Genomic DNA, 16,937 nt, shown 5'->3' with positions numbered 1-16,937 from the left:
CTGATCCTGGTGTCGGGAACGGGCCGGGCCGTCGTCGATGCGGGCGCCGACGCCGACCGCATCCTGCTGTCGGCGTTCGGCAGCGTCTCCTCGTATCCGCTGCTGACGCTGGGCACCGGTGTCGACACCGTCGTCTTCGGCAACAATTTACTGGGTATCCCGACGGTGACCGACTTCATAGCCGGCGCCGGCGGCGACGTGGTCGACTTCACCGACGCACTCTACTGGCCGACGCTCGCTGGGCACTACACCGGTGGCAACGTCTTCGCCGCCGAAGTCGGGATGTTCCGGCTCGTGCAGGACGGTGCCGACACCCTGCTCGAGTTCGATGCCGACGGAGCCGCATCGGCGTCGTCCACCTGGACGGCGGTGCTGCGGATGCAGAACACCGACGCCGGCAGCTTCAGCGTCGAGAACTTCGCGGCCGGCATGGCACCCGACGGCTCCGCGCCGCTCGGCCTGATCTGGACCGGCAGTTCGGGTGACGACACCCAGTTCGGACTGTACGGTGATGATTCGCTCGTGTCCGGCGCCGGCAACGACTCGATCGACGCGCGGTTCGGCGACGACACGCTGATCGGCGGCGGCGGCGACGACCTCATCGATGCCGGCGACGACGACGATTCGCTGCGCGGCGGCGCTGGCAACGACACTTTGCAAGGCGGCGCGGGCCACGACTTCCTGGTCGACGACGACTTCGGGCCAGGTCAGTTGGTCGGTGGGATCGGCAACGACACGCTGCAGGGCGGCTACGGCAGCCGCCTGCTCGACGGCGGCGACGGCGACGACAGGCTCACCGCCTCGGGTGGCGTTGGCGCGTCGGCCACGCTGATAGGTGGCGCCGGTGCCGACACGCTCGTCGGCAACGGCGCGGTGTGGATGGACGGCGGCAGCGATTCCGATTCTCTGGAGTTGTGGAACGGCGGTGCGGGCGCGGCGACGCTGCTCGGTGGCGACGGAGGCGACCTGATCCAGATCGGTGGCGGTGGAGGCAACGGCGGCAGCGTGTCCGTCGATGCTGGCGCCGGCGATGACCGCGTGAGCCTGGGCGGCTTCACCGGCGAAGATCTAGGCACGATCATTCTTGGCGCTGGCAAGGACACGGTGGCGGCGGTTTGGTCCATGCGCGCAACGGTGTCGGACTTCGTCGCCGGCAGCGGCGGTGACCGCATCGACGTGGCCGCACTGATCGCCCAGGTGGCAATCGAAGGCTTCTACGATGGCGGCAACCCGTTTGCTGACGGTACGGGTTTCCTTGGCTTCCTGCAGGTCGGCGACGACGTGCTGCTGAAGCTCGACCGGAACGGCGTGGGCGGCGACCCCGCGGCGTGGGCGACGGCACTGGCGCTGACCGGCGTCGATCTCACGGCGCTGGACACCACCAACATCGTCGGCGGCTACGCGCCGGACGGCAGCATCTACGCCGGCCTCTCATGGACCGGTACGGACCTCGCCGACAGCGTCGTCGGCGACGTCGGCAACGACACGCTCGATGGCGGTCTGGGCGCCGATACACTCGACGGTGCATTTGGCAACGACTCCCTGCTGGGCGGCGCCGGCAACGACCGACTCGAAGGGGGGCGCGGCGCCGATCACCTCGACGGCTCTGCAGGCCACGACCGTCTCTACGGCTGGCAGGGTCGTGACACGCTGCTGGGCGGCGGCGGCAACGATCTCCTCGAAGACCTGGCCGACGACGCATCCGGCGACACGCTGCAGGGCGGTATTGGGAACGACACGCTGTACTCCAGCAGCGGGCGCGACCTGCTCGACGGCGGCGACGGCAACGATGTGCTCGATGACTGGGGCGTCCGCACGGGTGCTTCTGCCGACGCGAACGACACGCTGCAGGGCGGGGCTGGCAATGACACGCTCTATGCCGGCGCGGGCAACGACTCGCTCGACGGCGGGCTCGGGATCGACTCGATGAGCGGCGGCGATGGGAACGACACCTATGTTGTCGACGATCCGGGTGACCTGGTCTCGGAGGCTGCGACGTCCACGGCCGAAATCGACACCGTCGTCTCCTCGGTGCGCTGGACCCTTGGCGCAAACTTCGAGCGCCTCACGCTCACCGGCAGCGCGGCGATCGACGGCACCGGCAACGCCCTGGCCAACACGCTTACCGGCAACGCCGGCATCAACGTGCTGCGCGGTGGGCTCGGCAACGACGTCTACGTCGTGCAGACGGCCGGCGACCAGGTGATCGAGGCGAGCAAGCTTGCCGGCGAAATCGACACCGTTGTCTCGTCGGTCAGCTTCACGCTCGGCTCGAACGTCGAACGGCTCACCCTGTCCGGCAGCGCTTCGATCACGGCCACCGGCAACACGCTGGCGAACACGCTGACCGGCAACGCCGCAGCGAACCGGCTCGACGGCGGTGCCGGCGCCGACTCGATGGCCGGTGGGCTCGGCAACGACAGCTACGTCGTCGACAACGTCGGCGACACGACGGTAGAGACGAGCACGCTGTCCGGCGAGATCGACACCGTGACCAGTTCGGTCAGCCGCACGCTCGGGGCGAACCTCGAGCGGCTCGTGCTCTCCGGGAGTGCAGCGATCAGCGGCACTGGCAACGCGCTGGCGAATACGCTGACCGGCAACGGCGTGGCCAACACCCTTTCGGGCGGCGCGGGCAACGACATGCTCGACGGCAAGGCCGGCCGAGACGTGCTCGTCGGTGGCAGCGGATCGGACAGTTTCGTCTTCAGCAGCACGCTGAACGCGGCGACCAATGTCGACCAGGTGAGCGACTTCTCCGCGGCGGCAGATCGTTTCCTGCTTGACGATGCCGCATTCCGCGGCATCGGCCCGGTGGGCCGGATCGCCTCGGCGAACTTCGTCCTTGGCACCACCGCGAAGGACGCCGGCGACCGGGTCATCTACGACGCGTCAGCTGGGCGCCTGTACTTCGATGCCGACGGCAACGGCTCGGCCGCGCAGCTGCTGTTTGCCACCGTCGTGCCGAACACCGTCATCACTTTCGATGACATCTGGATCGGCTGACACCGGTTCGCGCGTTGACCGCATGGTTCGACTGATGGAGCGACCGGGAGAGTGTTTCGCTAAGGGCAAGCGATGACATCTTTGGTACCGGCCGGCGGTGATCGAACGATGAGCAGCACCGCTTCAAGTCCTTGATGCTGAAGGACCGATGTCGAGCGGCTGTGCCATGGACAGGGCTCAACCGGGGTCGCCACTCAGATCAAGGCTCGAGCGTTCGCAATGAGTTCATGCAGTCTCCACGTCAGCGGTTCGAGTGGCCGCAGATGGCAACAGCCACTTGATGCGACCGGCCGGCCCAGACATGAGCAGAACTTCAGTGCTGCCCACTCGTCACTCGCGCCGCCTGCACCAACTCCCACCCCAGCGGCGTCCCCGCCCCCGCATCCTTCACCACCCGCCAGCCAAGCAGCTGCTCCAGGTGCTTGCGCGCCAGGCCGTAGCCGGGGCGGATGGTGCGCACGTCGTAGCGCGTCAGCGGCTCGCCGGCCTTCACCGGCCTGACGATGCAGAGCGAACGGCGGAACTGTGTTGGGCCGCCTTCGGAGGCGGTCGGCTGGAAGTTCACCTGGCCCGGGCTCTGCCATGTGCGTTCGGTTTCGGTGCGCAGCGTTGCGAACCGATCGGGAAGCTGAAGCACGACCGTCCAACCATGGTGGCCATGGATCGCGGACCCGAAGAACCGGGGCCTGACGACAGAGGCTGAGCGAGGCGGGGCTGAAGTCCGGAAGGTAGCCGGAACCAATGGCCGCACGCGACTCCGATAAGATGATTTTGGGGAGGAGTTCGAGATGCGGTCGATCGGCGCGCGGTGCTTGCTGGTATTGGGCTTTCTGTTGTCGGCGTGTGGTGGAGGGGGCGGTGGCGGTACCGCGGGCCCGACTGAACTGCCATCGACCACGGCGCTCGCGGGCACCCTGAGGTGGATTTCCGCAGGTGGATGGGCTGACCCGGCTCCGTCCGGCCAGACGGTGCACCTCGTCACCGTGAATCTCGACGGCACTCGCGGTCGTGTGCTGGCTTCGACGACAACCGGCACGGAAGGAAACTTCAGCATTGACTGGCCCGCGGGCCGCTCACCGGACGACACGCTGGCTCTGGAGTCGATCGAGGCCGATGGAGCGATCGTGCGTGCGCTGGCGCTTGGTACGAGCGTCGACGTCGGTACTGCCAGCGAACTCGTCACGCGTGTCTATCTCGAGGCTCGCCGGACGGCCGGCGGCCGCTTCACCGAGCCCGTCGAGCGTCTGCACCGGTGGCAGACGGCGACCACGATCTTCCTCACCCTGACCTCCCTGCGGCAGGGCGGCGACACGGAGGCCAGATTGATCGAACTGCGGCGCTGGCTCGATGCAGATCCGGCATCGCAGTCCGCGCTCTCGGCGCTGAGGCGGCAGGCACGCCTCCCAGCGAGCCTGGGTGACATCGGCGGCCTTCTCGGCGCCAACCACTCGGCGTGGGAGGTCGACGACAGCTCGCGCGGCCGGTACCAGATTCGCGTGCTGCCGGCGCCCGAAGAAGGAGCGGATTTCGGGGCGTACCGCTATGCCGCAGATGCGGACGGCGCCCTGCAATCTCGCCCGAGACCGCTCAGCCTGATGCGCTTCAGGAACGACATGGTTGACGAACCGCGAGCCGTGGTGCCGCCCGGCGCGGGCGCGAACGAGGAGCAACTGAGATTGATCGTCGGCCCGTTGACGTTTGCCGCCATCGGCGTGCCCATCGGGGAAACGCGGCAGCTGATGAACACTCTCAATACGATCACCAGCGCGCCGCTGCCGTCGGCGTTTCCGGCCGGGACCACGATCCTCACCGAAAGCACGACGACCGCCGATGGCATCGAGTCTGTGAAGGCGTTCGGTCAGACCCTGCGTGCCCTGCGCACGACGCTGCGCGAGAACCTGGTGATCACGACACCCGATGGCCGGCGTCTCGAGTCGACCGGTCGACGTACCGATTGGAGCGTGCCCTTCGCCGGAGCCGTGCGCTCGAGCTACACCTCCAGGGCCACGGCCAGCGGTGGGGAACCGGCAACTGTCAGCGGACAGCTGACGCTGCTGCGGGGCGTCTCGAACGAAGTCTCCTGGCCAGGCCGCGTACGACTGTCGGCACGATCGTTCGAGGTGCCGAACGATGACCGATTCTGGCATCCCCTGGGTGTCGGGGCCGACCGCAACCTCGTGTTCACCACCACCCTTGCGGACGATGAGCAGTTGTCGGCCCTGGTCATCGACGTCGATACCGGCGCACGCAAGGCGCTGAAGGTTTTCGACCCGCCTGCCGATCGCCGGGAGGCATTCACGAAGCTCTCCCCTGATGGACGCAAGCTCTATGCGGTCCAATCCGTCGCGTTGCCGATGCCGAGCTCAGCACCGATCGCGCTCGCCACGGCTGATGCGGCAGGTGCCCTGATCGAACGCTTCGACGCCGGTACGCTTGTGCGAGAGATGAGCATGCGCCTGCCCGCACGTCGATCGACCAATCGGCCAGGTCTCGGGCTGCCACGCAGCGAGGTCTATTCCATGCTGATCTCGCCGCAGGATGCCACGGAGTTCGCCACCGCGACGCTCGGTGCCGTGCTCGTGCGTGGAACTGATGTCTTGCCGGAGGAACTGTTCGATGCTTCGGCCGAGTATGCCAGCGGAGTGATCATCGGCGGCAGCGTGATCCTGAGGCGATGGGATGGCATCGCGAACGAGATTCATGCCGATGTCGCCGCCCGTCAAGGTGCCCCCGTGCCGATGGTCGTGCCGGTTCGTCCGCAAGGGATTCCATTGGCGGGGGCGCGCCCGGGTTTTTCACCGGCACTGGCACTCGGAGGGTCGATCTATGACTGGGGAGGCCCCAGCCTCTTCACCGATGAGCTGCTTTACTACGATGCGTTCGGCGCTGTCTTCGACAAGCGAACGGGTGCGCTGCTCGGGCGGGGCGATTTCGGCGGCAGCGTTCTCGGGACTCCGTTCGTCGATGCGTCTCGATGCGCGTTGGCACTGGGGTCATTGACCTGTCTCGATGCCCAGGGGCCGGGCCGGAACAGCCGCCTGCATCGCCTGTCGACGCGCACGCTGGCCACCATCGAGTCCATCGACCTGCAGGCGAATCTGCGCCTTGCGGTCGGCCAGCAACTCCCGACCGCGGCCACGACCTTGGGCCACGTGGGTGGTGGCGAGCTGGTTGCCTCGGAACCAACGACCCGAGGGTACCCTGCGTTGCTGTTCAGCGTCACACGCTGACGCAACGAGTTCGCCTGCCGAAGCCACTCACGCCGCCCGCACCAACTCCCACGCCAGCGGCGTCCCCGCCCCCGCATCCTTCACCACCCTGCAGCCAAGTAGCTGCTCCAGGTGCTTGGGCGCCAGGCCGTAGCCGGGGCGGATGGCGCGCACGTTGTCGCGCGTCAGCAGCTCGCCGGCCTTGACCGGCTTGACGATGTAGAGCGAGCGGCGGAACTGCGTCGAACCACCTTCCGAGGCGGTCGGCTGGAAGTTCACCTGGCCGAGGCTCTGCCAGGCCCGCTCGGTCTCCGTGCGCAGCATGGCGAACTCGGCCGGCTCGAGCGAGAAGGCGCTGTCGACGCCGCCCTCGGCACGCGCCAGCGTGAAGTGTTTTTCGATCAGCGTCGCGCCCAGCGCCACCGAGGCCACGGCAACGCCGCAGCCCAGCGTGTGGTCGGACAGGCCGGCTTCGCAGCCGAAGGCGTCGCGCAGCGCGGGAATCGTGCGGATGTTGCTGTCGGTCGGCGCCGCCGGGTAGGTGCTGGTGCACTTGAGCAGCACCAGCTCGCGGCAGCCGGCGCCGCGCGCCGCGCGCACCGCGTCGTCGATTTCCGACAGGGTGGCCATTCCGGTCGAGATGATCAACGGCTTGCCGGTGGCCGCCACGCGGCGGATCAGCGCCAGGTCGATCAGCTCGAAGGAGGCGATCTTGTAGGCCGGTACATCCAGCGATTCGAGGAAGTCGACCGCCGTGTCGTCGAAGGGCGTGCTGAAGCAGTGCAGGCCGAGCGCCTTCGCGCGCGCCATGATCGGCGCATGCCACTCCCAGGGCGTGGCGGCCTCGGCGTACAACTCGTGCAGCTGTCGGCCGGCCCAGGGGCTCTTCGGGTTGTCGATCACGAAGCCGGGCGCGTGGATGTCCAGCGTCATCGTGTCGGCGGTGTAGGTCTGCAGCTTGATCGCATCGGCGCCCGAGGCGGCCGCGGCATCGACGATGGCCAGCGCGCGCTCCAGCGAGCGGTTGTGGTTGCCCGACATTTCGGCGATCAGGTACGGGCGGGCGTGGGGGCCGATCTCGCGGCCGGCGATGCGGATCATCGTCAGGACTCCATCGGTTCCAGGCGCAGCCGGTAGCGGCGCCCGCGGTACTCGAAGTGGGCGGGGTAGCGCTCGGGGTCGGAAACGCGCAGCAGATCGAACTGCTCGGCCAGCGGGCGCTCGGGGTCGAGCCGGCTGTCGGCCGGGCCGCGCTTGCGGTAGTAGCTGGGCTCGCCATGCTGCTCGCGCGGCTGCACCGTGGCGGCGTTGTCCAGCGCCCAGTCCATCAGCGTCAGTTCGGCGTCGAACAGGCGCTCGTTGATCTCGAGGCACACCGCGTTCGGCGGCACCTCGACCTCGATCTGGTGCCAGATGCGGCCGGCGTCGAGCGCATCGACGGCCTCCAGCATCGTCAGCGTGAAGCCGCCGCGGCCCTCGAGGATCTGCCACACATGCGGCGACATGCCGCGCCCTGCCGGCAGCGCGCTGGCATGCAGCACCAGCGTGTGGCGGTAGCGCGCGCGCACGTCGGCGCCGATGATCTGGTGGCAGGAGACGAGGAACAGGAAGTCGCCGCCGACTGCCTCGCGCGCATCACGCAGGATGTGCACCTGCGCGTCGTGCGCGTGGGCGATGGCCCAGCGCTGCAGCCAGGCGTTGACGCCGTGCGCCGGGTCGGTGCAGACGATGTGGACGATCGTGCTCATGGGGTGCTGGGGGCGGCGGACGAAAGAAGCGCGGTGGCCACACGCTGCGCACCACGGCCGTCGACCAGCGCCTTGGCGCGCTCGGCCAGGCTGCGGCGCAGCGCCGGGTTCTCGATCAGCTCCCGCACGCCGGTGGCGATGGCGGCAGCCGTCGGCGGCTCGTCGGCCAGTACGCGCAGCACGCCCATCTGCTGCAGTGGCAGCAGCACCGGGCGCTGGTTGTCGGCAGCGATCGCCGCCAGCGTCGGCGCGCCGATGCAGCAGCGCTCCCAGGTGGCGCCGCCGCCGGCGCCGATCTGCAGGTCGTGGCGGGCGAAGAAGTCGGCCAGGTCGGGCTGGTCGAGCGTGATCGCCAGGCGAGGGCGCGACGTTGCACGTGTTCGCAGCGCATCCAGGTGCGGGTTGCCCTGCGTGGTGGCGATCTCGATCGTGCCCGGAAAGCCGATCTGTTCCAGCGCATCGAGCGCGACGGCGCTGAGGCCGGCCGCATCGGTGCCGCCCATGAAGATGCCGACGCTGCGCACCGGCTCGCGTTGCGGGCAGCGCGGCGCGTCGGCATAGCCCGGTCCGAGCAGCGCGTGCTGCGGGCCGGCAAGCAGCCGTGCGTTCTCGGGCAGGCGGCCGGCGAACTTGGCGGCCGGGTCGGTGCTGAAGTTGGGGTCGATGGCGATGTCGACGGCCAGCGGGCGATCTGCGAGGTCGTCGATCGCAGCCAGCCGTGCGTTGGTGTTGGCGCGCACGGCGCGGTGCCAGCGTTCGCCGAGCGCGTAGTGGTCGGCCACGATCAGCGAGGCGCCGTTCGTCGCAGAGAGCAGGTCGCGTGCGTCGAACAGTTCACCGGTGACGGGGCCGTTGCCGATGCACAGGGAGTTCACACCGGCCGCCTCGATCATCGGGCTGCAGTCCAGGTCGATGCGCCGCCAGGCCAGCGTCACCGCTGCACCTTGCGCACGCAGCGCCTGCGCCAGCGACAGGCAGCGCTTCAGGTGGCCGAGGCCGAGGGCCGCGCAGGCATCGGCGCGGATGAGCACGTCCATCACGCCACCTCGCTGTGCCGCTGCTGGCGCAGCCGGTACAGCGCCTCGGCCAGTGCCCAGTCGGCTTCGGTGTCGATGTCGACCACGCTGCCTTCATCGCAGACCAGCGTGCAGGCGTCGGCATGCAGGGTCTTGCCGGCCAGCCAGGCCTCGGCGCGGCCCCAGTAGAACTGGCCGGCGTCGTGGAAGGCGGCCGGCAGATCCTGCGTGCGTGTCAGCGCGAACTCGGGCTGCAGCGGCGCGCTGCGGCCCTGCGCATCGCGCTTGAGCGCACGCTGGATCGGCGCACGGTAGGCCAGCACCGGGAAGGCATAGGGCGCGTCGCTCGCCTCCAGCAGCGCCAGAGCGGCGGCCAGCGACTCGGGCTGCAGCAGCGGCACGGCCGGGTAGATGCAGCAGGCAAGCTCGGCACGCCAGCCCAGTTCGGCACAGGCGCGGATCGCATGGGCGATCACCGGCACCGTCGGCGTGTGGTCGTCGGCCAGCGCGGCCGGACGCAGGAAGGGCACGGCGGCGCCTTCGCGCTGCGCCAATGCCGCCACCTCGGCGTCGTCGGTCGAGACGACGATGCGGTCGAACAGGCCCGAGCGGCGCGCCGCGTCGATCGCGTAGGCGATCATCGGCCGGCCGGCGAAGGGGCGCATGTTCTTGCGCGGCACACGCTTGCTGCCGCCGCGCGCCGGGATGATCGCGATCCGAGCTGCCGTACTCATGACAGCACCGCGCGCAGCACGTCGACCACACGCTCCTGCTGCGCCTCGGTCAGTGCCGGGAACAGCGGCAGCGACAGCGTGCGCGCGTAGTAGCGCTCGGCGGCCGGGAAGTCGCCGGCCGAGAAGCCCAGCCGCCGGTAGAACGGCTGGGTGTGGATCGGGATGTAGTGCACGTTGACACCGATGCCGGCCTCGCGCAGCGCGGCGAAGGCGGTGTCGCGGGTCACGCGCGAGCGCTTCTCGTCGATCTCGACCGCATAGAGGTGCCAGGCGCTGCGGCGGTCGGCCAGTCGCGCCGGCAGCATCAGCGGCAGCTTCGCGAGCAGCGTGTCGTAGCGATCGGCCAGTGCCTCGCGCCGTGCCTGCATCTGATCGAGCCGCGCGAGCTGCGACAGGCCCAGCGCCGCCTGCAGCTCGGTCATGCGCGCGTTGACGCCCAGCGCCTGCTGCTCGTAGTACCAGGGGCCGGGCGAGGCGAACTCGAATTCGTCCGCATCGCGGGTGATGCCGTGCGAGCGAAGCAGGTGGATGCGCTGCGCCAGCGCCGCATCGTTGGTCGTCACCATGCCGCCTTCGGCGCAGGTGATGACCTTCACGGCGTGGAAGCTGAACACCGTGGCATCGGCCCAGGCGCTGGCGACCGGGCGCTCCAGGTAGCTCGCGCCGGTGGCGTGCGAGGCGTCTTGCAGGATCGCGAAGCCGTAGCGGTCGGCCAGCGTGCGCATCTCGCGCAGATCGGCCGGCAGGCCGGCGAAGTCCACCGGGATCAGCACGTCGGGCAGCTCGCCGCGCGGTTCGGCGTCTTCCAGCTGCTCCCGCAGGCGGTCGACGGACAGGTTGCGGGTGATGGGGTCGATATCGACGAAGTCCAGCGTCGCGCCGCAGTACAGCGCGCAGTTGGCCGAGGCGACGAAGCTGATCGGCGTGGTCCACACCCGTGAGCCGGGGCCGACGCCGAGCGCCAGGCAGGCCAGGTGCAGTGCAGCGGTCGCGTTGCTCACCGCCACCGCATGCGCCACCGCATGGCGTGCCGCGAAGGCCTGCTCGAAGCGCGGGATCACCGGCCCCTGCGTGATCAGCTCGGAGCGCAGCACCGCGTTCACCGCGGCGATGTCGTCGTCGGTGACCTGCTGGCGGCTGTAGGGGATGAAGTCCATCGCGCGCGACGACTTCAGGCAGCGATGGCCTGCCGCTCGAACTGACCACAGGCCGGCGAGAAGATCAGCTCACGCAATTGCTCGACGCTGAGGAAGTCCGGGTTGCGGCCGCTGTCGTAGCTGAAGCCTTCGGGCACACGCTGTGCGCCGGTGCGCGTGGCGTATTCGTCGACGCTGTACGCGCCGGCGCTGGGCAGGATGGCGTAGTAGGCGCCCAGGTCCACCGTGTTCAGGCTGTCGCTGGCGGTGATCATCTCCTCGTGGATCTTCTCGCCCGGGCGCACGCCGACGATGGTCTGGCGGCAGTTCGGGCCGATCGCGCTGGCCACGTCGGTGATGCGGTAGGAGGGGATTTTCGGCACCAGGATCTCGCCGCCGAGCGCGTTCTCGAGCGCCCACAGCACCATCTCCACACCCTCCTGCAGGCTGATGTTGAAGCGCGTCATCGTCGGGTCGGTGATCGGCAGCGTGCCGGTGGCGCGCTGCGACAGGAAGAACGGGATCACCGAGCCGCGGCTGCCCATCACGTTGCCGTAGCGCACCACCGAGAAGCGCACGTCGCGGCTGCCCTTGATGTTGTTGGCGGCGACGAACAGCTTGTCCGAGCACAGCTTGGTGGCGCCGTAGAGGTTGATCGGCGCCGCCGCCTTGTCGGTCGACAGGGCGACCACGCGCTTGACGCCCTGGTCCAGGCAGGCATCGATGACGTTCTGCGCGCCCAGCACGTTGGTCTTGATGCACTCGAAGGGGTTGTACTCGGCAGCAGGCACCTGCTTCAGCGCGGCGGCGTGCACGACGATGTCGACACCTTCCAGCGCGCGCTGCATGCGCTGCGCATCGCGCACGTCGCCGATGAAGTAGCGCATGCAGGGGTACTGGCGCTCGGGGAACATCTGCGCCATCTCGTACTGCTTGAGCTCGTCGCGCGAGAACACCACCACGCGGCGCACGCCAGGGTGGCGCTCGAGCACCGTCTTCACGAAGGCCTTGCCGAACGATCCGGTGCCGCCGGTGATCAGGATGGACTTGTTGTCGAGCATGGTCGGGTCCTGGTGGGGTCTCAATCGAAGATGCGGCCGTCGCGTGCGGTCAGGCGCGGCAGGAAGCGGGTGCGCTGCGCGTCGGCGAGCTGGCGGAACAGCGTGGGGTCGGCGAGCAGCGAATCGGTCTCGGCAAGCGCCTCGTCGAGCACGAACGAGGGCACGGTGCCGTCGGTGACGAAGGCCGGCGAGGTCAGGTAGTCGGCCGGCCAGAGCTGGTCGGACGCATGCATCAGGTAGCTGCCGGTGGCGAGGAACTCGATGCCGGCGGTGGTCGGCTCGCCGTAGCAGATGCACAGGTCGGTGCGGCGGGCGATCTCGTCGATCTTCATGTCGAGCACCGCCTGCAGCGCCTCGGAGGGCACGGACAGCGCGCTCGAGGCCATGCGCAGGCCGGCGTTGTTCGGCTTCAGGCGCACGATCAGCTGCGCGCCGCGCGCCGCGCATTGCAGCGCCAGCGCGCGGTGGAAGCGCGCCAGGCCGGCGAAGTCGATGTACGACAGGCCCTGGCTGGCCAGCGTGTTGACGAGCAGGCAGACGGTGGTGGCGCGTTCGCGCGGCTGCGGGTTCGCCACCGGGCCGAGTTGCACGCCGGTGGTCTGCACCTTCTCGCCCCAGACGCTGCGCGTGGGTGTCGCGAAGCCGTCGCGCTCGACCACGCGCACGTTCAGCGGGTGCGGGATCGCGCCGGTGACGTACGACGAATGCGGCAGCACGGTGATCGGCGCGTCGAGCTTGGCGGCGACCGAGAACAGCGGCCCGTTGCTGCCGGTGTCGTGGTCGGTGATGACGAAGTGCGGGCGGGTGCCGCGCAGGCTGTCGCGCAGGCCTTCGTAGTTGATCGCCTGCACCAGGCAGCGCTCGGCCAGCGCGTCGACCTGCATCTGCAGCGCCGGGCGGCTGGGCACCAGCGTGCCGAGCTGCTCCGTCAGCACCTGGCGCGCGGCCTCGCGGTAGAGCAGCGCGGCGTCGCTGACGCAGTCGCGCGGCAGGCTGGCCAGCGGCACCGTCATCGCGCCCTGGCGGCGCACCGGGATGTCCCAGTGCGGGCTGGGCAGGTCGATGTTGGCCGGGAAGGCGCGCTCGATCTCGGCGACGTAGTGCGGGTGGTGGTGGTAGCAGGTGGCGATGTGCGTCACCGCATGGGCCTGGCCGCTGCTGGCCAGGCGCGCCACGTCGGCGAAGTCCCAGCAGTGCGCGGCGTGGTCCGGCACCCAGTGCGCGGTGTCGGCGTAGTGGTCGACGATGCGCCAGCGCGCCGAGCTGGCGGCGAACAGGTCGGTGGCGAGGAAGGAGTCGAAGTAGAACAGCTGCGGCTTGTCCGGCCGGTACAGGCCGATCGCCGCCTCGCCGAAGCTGCGCTCGCACAGCTCGCCGAGGTACTTGGCCGCCAGCGCGCGGATGAAGAACAGCCGCATCGGGCCCTGGTCCCAGCCCTGGAACACGCCCTGGCCAAAGAGGCGCTGGCGGTGTGCGGTCAGCGCCTGATCGAGCGCGGCGGCGCGGGTGGCGGCCTCGGTGGCGATGCGGGCGTGGAAGTGCGCGCCGACGGCAAGCGGGCGGTAGCTGAAGTGCTGCGGATCGATGCCCTGCTTCAGCGCCTCCTCGGCCAGGCCGGGGTCGATAAAGATCAGTGGCGCCGTGCCGAAATCATGGCCGGCGCGCAGGTGGTGCGCGATGTCGCTGCGCTGCAGGAACAGGAAGGCGTCGATCTTCACGGGGTTGCGCGGAATGAGGTACGGGCCATGCCGTCATTTCACGGCGGGCGGGGCGTTGCGGATCGACGGAGAACCGGCCGGATGGCCGCTCATTTCGTAGCCGGCTGTGCGGCTTGGCTGCGTTCAGGGACTCGGACGGTCACGCGAGCGACCGGCGCTTCGCGGCCCAGCGCGGCCGTTGCAGTTTCATTCATGCCGAGATCGGAGAGGCAGCGCGGTGGCCGGGCCCGTGTTCTCCGGCCCACGCTCGCGGGCGACCGCCGAGCACGGCGACCGCGAATGGGGCCTGCGCCCCCGCGCCCAACCACCGCCCTGCCGCTACGCGCGTGGGGCGTGTCGATGAAGAGCTCGGTGCCGGTCGGGGTGGGTGGTTCGGGTGTGCGAGCGCAGGCCCCATTCGCGGTCGCCCTGGCGGTGAGGTGAAGACGCGGCGTTGATGAGGTGAACCGTGCAGGCCTCGGTGGCCGCCCGCGAGCGTGGGCCGGAGAGCGCACACCCGGACCACCCGCCGCGCACCAACGGTGGCATGAAACGAAACCGCAACGGCCGCCGCGAGCGGACGCTGTGGACCGTTCCGCTCCTGATCCCTGAATGCAGTTCCGTGTCAGGCCGCCAGTTCGGCCGGCAGCGTCTGCCCCGCGTCGGAGCGGAACTGCGCCGCATGCGACACGGCGTCGCGCACGCCGCCGTCGCGTGGCGCCGGCACGAAGTGCGGTGCCAGGCGGTCGTCGCCGATCAGTACCGGCACCGGGGCCTTCACGCTCGCCGATGCGCCGCGCGGCAGCGCGACGAGTGTCACCACCACCGCATGCACGGTCGGGCTGCCGGCCGTGGCGCCACCTTGCTGCTGCAGCCGGCGTGCCACGCTGTCACGGTCGGTCACCAGGCGCATCTCCTGCAGGTCCCAGCCGCTGCGCGCGGCGGAGGCTGGCAACTGGCGTGCCCAGTCGCTCGCCTGCCAGTCGCTGCCGGCGGCGCACTGCATGCGCAGCTGCATGCGCGCACCGCTGCGCGAGATGCGGCGCAGCTCGGCGAACAGCGGCGCGAGCTCGCCGATGCCGTGCAGCATGTCGTTGAGGCGGATGCCGTCGAGCGTTCCGTCGGCCAGCGGCAGCCGGCCCTGGGCGTCGATCTGCACCTCGCTGCCGAAGTTCAGCCAGCCGGGAATCACTTCGCCGGCGGCGTCGATGTTGAGCACGCGGGCGCGCTGCTCGTAGCGCTGCACACGCTCGGACAGGTAGGTGCTCGACTGCTTGCCGCGCACGCTCCAGTTGCTGAAGGTCTTCGACGCGTGGTTGCGGTAGTAGCGCTCCTCGTCGGAGAGTTCATGCTCCTGCGCGTACCAGGGCGTGTGCTCGACGATGTACGGCCGGCCCAGGCGCAGCGCGCGGTCGTCGATCGAGAACTTGGCCTTTGCCGGGTAGAGCGCGAAGGTGGTGTCGATCGGCGCGGCGAACACGCCCGGCGCGACAGGATGCTCCCAGAACTGCGACTCCCACTTGCGCACGGTGTCGGCGTCGGCATAACCGTCGGGCAGGTTGTCGATGCGCAGCGCCGGGCCGATCTTGCTCGCGTCCGGGTACTTGCGCATCGTCTCGTAGAGGCGGCCGACCAGGTCGGCCGGGCAGTCGGCGGTCGGCACGATGTCCGAGTCGGTCAGCACGTAAGGGGTGTCCAGCACCTCGTGCACGCCTTGTTGCCACAGCACATAGGGGCCGTGGTTCTGCGGCAGGCGCAGCACGTTGACACCCTTCGGCAGCGCGTCGTAGTACGCCAGCAGCGGCGGATAGGTCGAGGCATTGTCGAGGATGACGATCTTGCGCGTGCCGCCGGCGCGCAGCCAGTCGATCAGCTGCACCATCGCCGCGTGGCGGTTGCGGTTGACGATGAAGACGGGAATGTCGCGCCAGTCCATCGCCGGCGCGGCCTCGCTGCTGGCAGCGGCGTCCAGGCGAAGGTGCTGTGCGCCGGACTCGACCAGCAGCCAGGCGGCGTCTTCCAGCGGCATGTCGCTGCGGCCAGCGGCCAGCACGAGTTGCACGTCCTGGCGGAACATCGCCAGCGCCAGCTTGGCGTTGCCCGCGTCGGCGCGCTGCAGCGTCACCACCGGCTGGCGCGCGCTCGAGCCGGTCTCGGCGAAGCTCGCGACCAGGCAGTCGAGGAACCCGGGCGGAAACGCGGCGCCGGCGTCACAGCGCACCACGATGCGTCCGCTGGCCAGCCGTGTGGCGCGGTTGAAGGCCACCGGCAGCGCGCCGGCAGTGCCGGCCGACTCGTTCAGCAGCCAGTCGACTTGCCCCCGCAGCGCGGCAGGGATCTCGGCGCTGCCGGGGCTGACGCCGACGATCTCGAAGCGCTCGCGCGCCAGCGTCTGATGGGCCAGCGAACGCAACGCGGCGGCGCAGCGGCCGGCGGCGTCGAGTTCGACGAGGACGCTGAGGTCGAGATCCGGCAGGGTGGGTGTCATCGGGCGACTCCGATCCAGGCAGCAGCACCGGCACGTTGCCGGACTTGAGCACAATCTAGCGGCGACCCGGCCGGGTCGATCCCCGCATCAAGCGCCGCTTTGCCGCCCATTTGGAGGTCCGGACCCATGAAACACGCTGCCACCGCCATCCTGTTCGCCGCTTTGCTGGGCGGCTGTGCCCAGCAGGGCGTCTCGGTCGGCACGACGCAGGCGCCGCTGCCGGCGAGCCAGGAGGTCTACGGCGTGTGGGTGATCGCGCAGGCGCGCTCGGCACCGATCATCGACAAGAGCCGCGCTCGCCTGGTGCTCGGCCGCGACGGCCGTGTCTCCGGCCACGACAGCTGCAACCCGATGAAGGGCACCTACACGCTGCAGGGCGATCGCATCAAGTTCGGCCCGATCGCCACCGGGCGCATCACCTGCGTCGAGCTGTACGGCGAGCAGTCCGACCGCATCCTCTCTGCGCTCGAGCTGGCCGCCACCGCGCGGGTGCGCCCCGACGGCCTGCTGGAGATCCGCGACGCCGACGGCAGCGGGCTGCTGCGCGCGACGCGCGAGGTCAAGGAGTAGCGCCGCTCAACGACTCCGGAAGCCACGCGAGCGACAGGCTCCTCTCGGCCCTGAGCTGAAGTCTGCGTGTCTGCTTTCGTGCCTTCTATGAGCGTCGCGGCAGGCGCTGCCCGCTGGTGGCTCATTCGGCGGCGGTCGACGCTGCGCGCCGACTGCACTGCGATGCTCGCGCCGGGGTCGTGCCGCAGAACTCACTTCGCGACCTGCGGTCGCTGCGTTCAAACAACCGCGGCAAGTCAGATCACGAAGCGCGCTGACGCGCGCCGACCCCG

The 16,937-nt window shown here is 69.6% G+C and carries 12 protein-coding genes; 3 read left to right on the top strand and 9 right to left on the bottom strand.

All coding sequences use genetic code 11. From position 1 onward, the window contains the following. A partial coding sequence (locus AAG801_RS30980; protein ID WP_341891843.1) for a calcium-binding protein occupies positions 1 to 3,006 on the top strand: 3,006 nt, incomplete at its 5' end. Between the two features lie 313 nt (positions 3,007 to 3,319). Here the strand turns inward: AAG801_RS30980 and AAG801_RS30975 are convergent. Continuing rightward, complete coding sequence (locus AAG801_RS30975; protein WP_341891842.1) at positions 3,320 to 3,643, bottom strand: SAF domain-containing protein; 324 nt, start codon at positions 3,641 to 3,643, stop codon at positions 3,320 to 3,322. Positions 3,644 to 3,974: 331 nt separating this feature from the next. On the opposite strand from AAG801_RS30975, the gene AAG801_RS30970 reads away from it, so the two are divergent. Further along, positions 3,975 to 6,236, top strand: coding sequence for a hypothetical protein (locus AAG801_RS30970; RefSeq protein ID WP_341891841.1), 2,262 nt, complete (start codon positions 3,975 to 3,977; stop codon positions 6,234 to 6,236). Positions 6,237 to 6,263: 27 nt separating this feature from the next. Here the strand turns inward: AAG801_RS30970 and pseI are convergent, their stop codons facing one another. The 8 genes from pseI to AAG801_RS30930 all read right to left on the bottom strand — a co-directional run bounded on the left by pseI (position 6,264) and on the right by AAG801_RS30930 (position 16,095). Next, complete coding sequence (pseI, locus tag AAG801_RS30965) at positions 6,264 to 7,316, bottom strand: pseudaminic acid synthase (RefSeq protein ID WP_341891840.1); 1,053 nt, start codon at positions 7,314 to 7,316, stop codon at positions 6,264 to 6,266. A gap of 2 nt (positions 7,317 to 7,318) precedes the next feature. Continuing rightward, complete coding sequence (locus tag AAG801_RS30960) at positions 7,319 to 7,963, bottom strand: formyltransferase family protein (protein WP_341891839.1); 645 nt, start codon at positions 7,961 to 7,963, stop codon at positions 7,319 to 7,321. Beyond that, entirely contained in the window at positions 7,960 to 9,000 is a 1,041-nt protein-coding gene (pseG, locus tag AAG801_RS30955; protein ID WP_341891838.1) for a UDP-2,4-diacetamido-2,4,6-trideoxy-beta-L-altropyranose hydrolase, read from the bottom strand. The genes AAG801_RS30960 and pseG overlap by 4 nt, the downstream gene beginning before the upstream one ends. Beyond that, a complete protein-coding gene (gene pseF / locus AAG801_RS30950; RefSeq protein ID WP_341891837.1) occupies positions 9,000 to 9,713 on the bottom strand; it encodes a pseudaminic acid cytidylyltransferase in 714 nt (237 codons plus the stop codon). The genes pseG and pseF overlap by 1 nt, the downstream gene beginning before the upstream one ends. Beyond that, entirely contained in the window at positions 9,710 to 10,870 is a 1,161-nt protein-coding gene (pseC, locus tag AAG801_RS30945; protein WP_341891836.1) for a UDP-4-amino-4,6-dideoxy-N-acetyl-beta-L-altrosamine transaminase, read from the bottom strand. Before pseC ends, pseF begins: the two co-directional genes overlap by 4 nt. A gap of 14 nt (positions 10,871 to 10,884) precedes the next feature. Next, positions 10,885 to 11,910, bottom strand: a complete 1,026-nt coding sequence (gene pseB, locus AAG801_RS30940) for a UDP-N-acetylglucosamine 4,6-dehydratase (inverting) (RefSeq protein ID WP_341891835.1) — start codon at positions 11,908 to 11,910, stop codon at positions 10,885 to 10,887. Positions 11,911 to 11,930: 20 nt separating this feature from the next. Further along, the gene (locus AAG801_RS30935; protein WP_341891834.1) at positions 11,931 to 13,628 is read right to left on the bottom strand and encodes a hypothetical protein; all 1,698 of its coding nucleotides are present in this window, start codon (positions 13,626 to 13,628) and stop codon (positions 11,931 to 11,933) included. Positions 13,629 to 14,232: 604 nt separating this feature from the next. Continuing rightward, a complete protein-coding gene (locus AAG801_RS30930) occupies positions 14,233 to 16,095 on the bottom strand; it encodes a hypothetical protein (RefSeq protein WP_341891833.1) in 1,863 nt (620 codons plus the stop codon). Positions 16,096 to 16,221: 126 nt separating this feature from the next. On the opposite strand from AAG801_RS30930, the gene AAG801_RS30925 reads away from it, so the two are divergent. Next, positions 16,222 to 16,665, top strand: a complete 444-nt coding sequence (locus tag AAG801_RS30925; protein ID WP_341891832.1) for an META domain-containing protein — start codon at positions 16,222 to 16,224, stop codon at positions 16,663 to 16,665. The last annotated feature ends 272 nt before the right edge of the window (positions 16,666 to 16,937 follow it).

The organism is Variovorax sp. YR752, from assembly GCF_943372545.1.
Note: the sequence above shows the minus strand (reverse complement) of the source record. Positions and strands in the feature narration are given on the sequence as shown.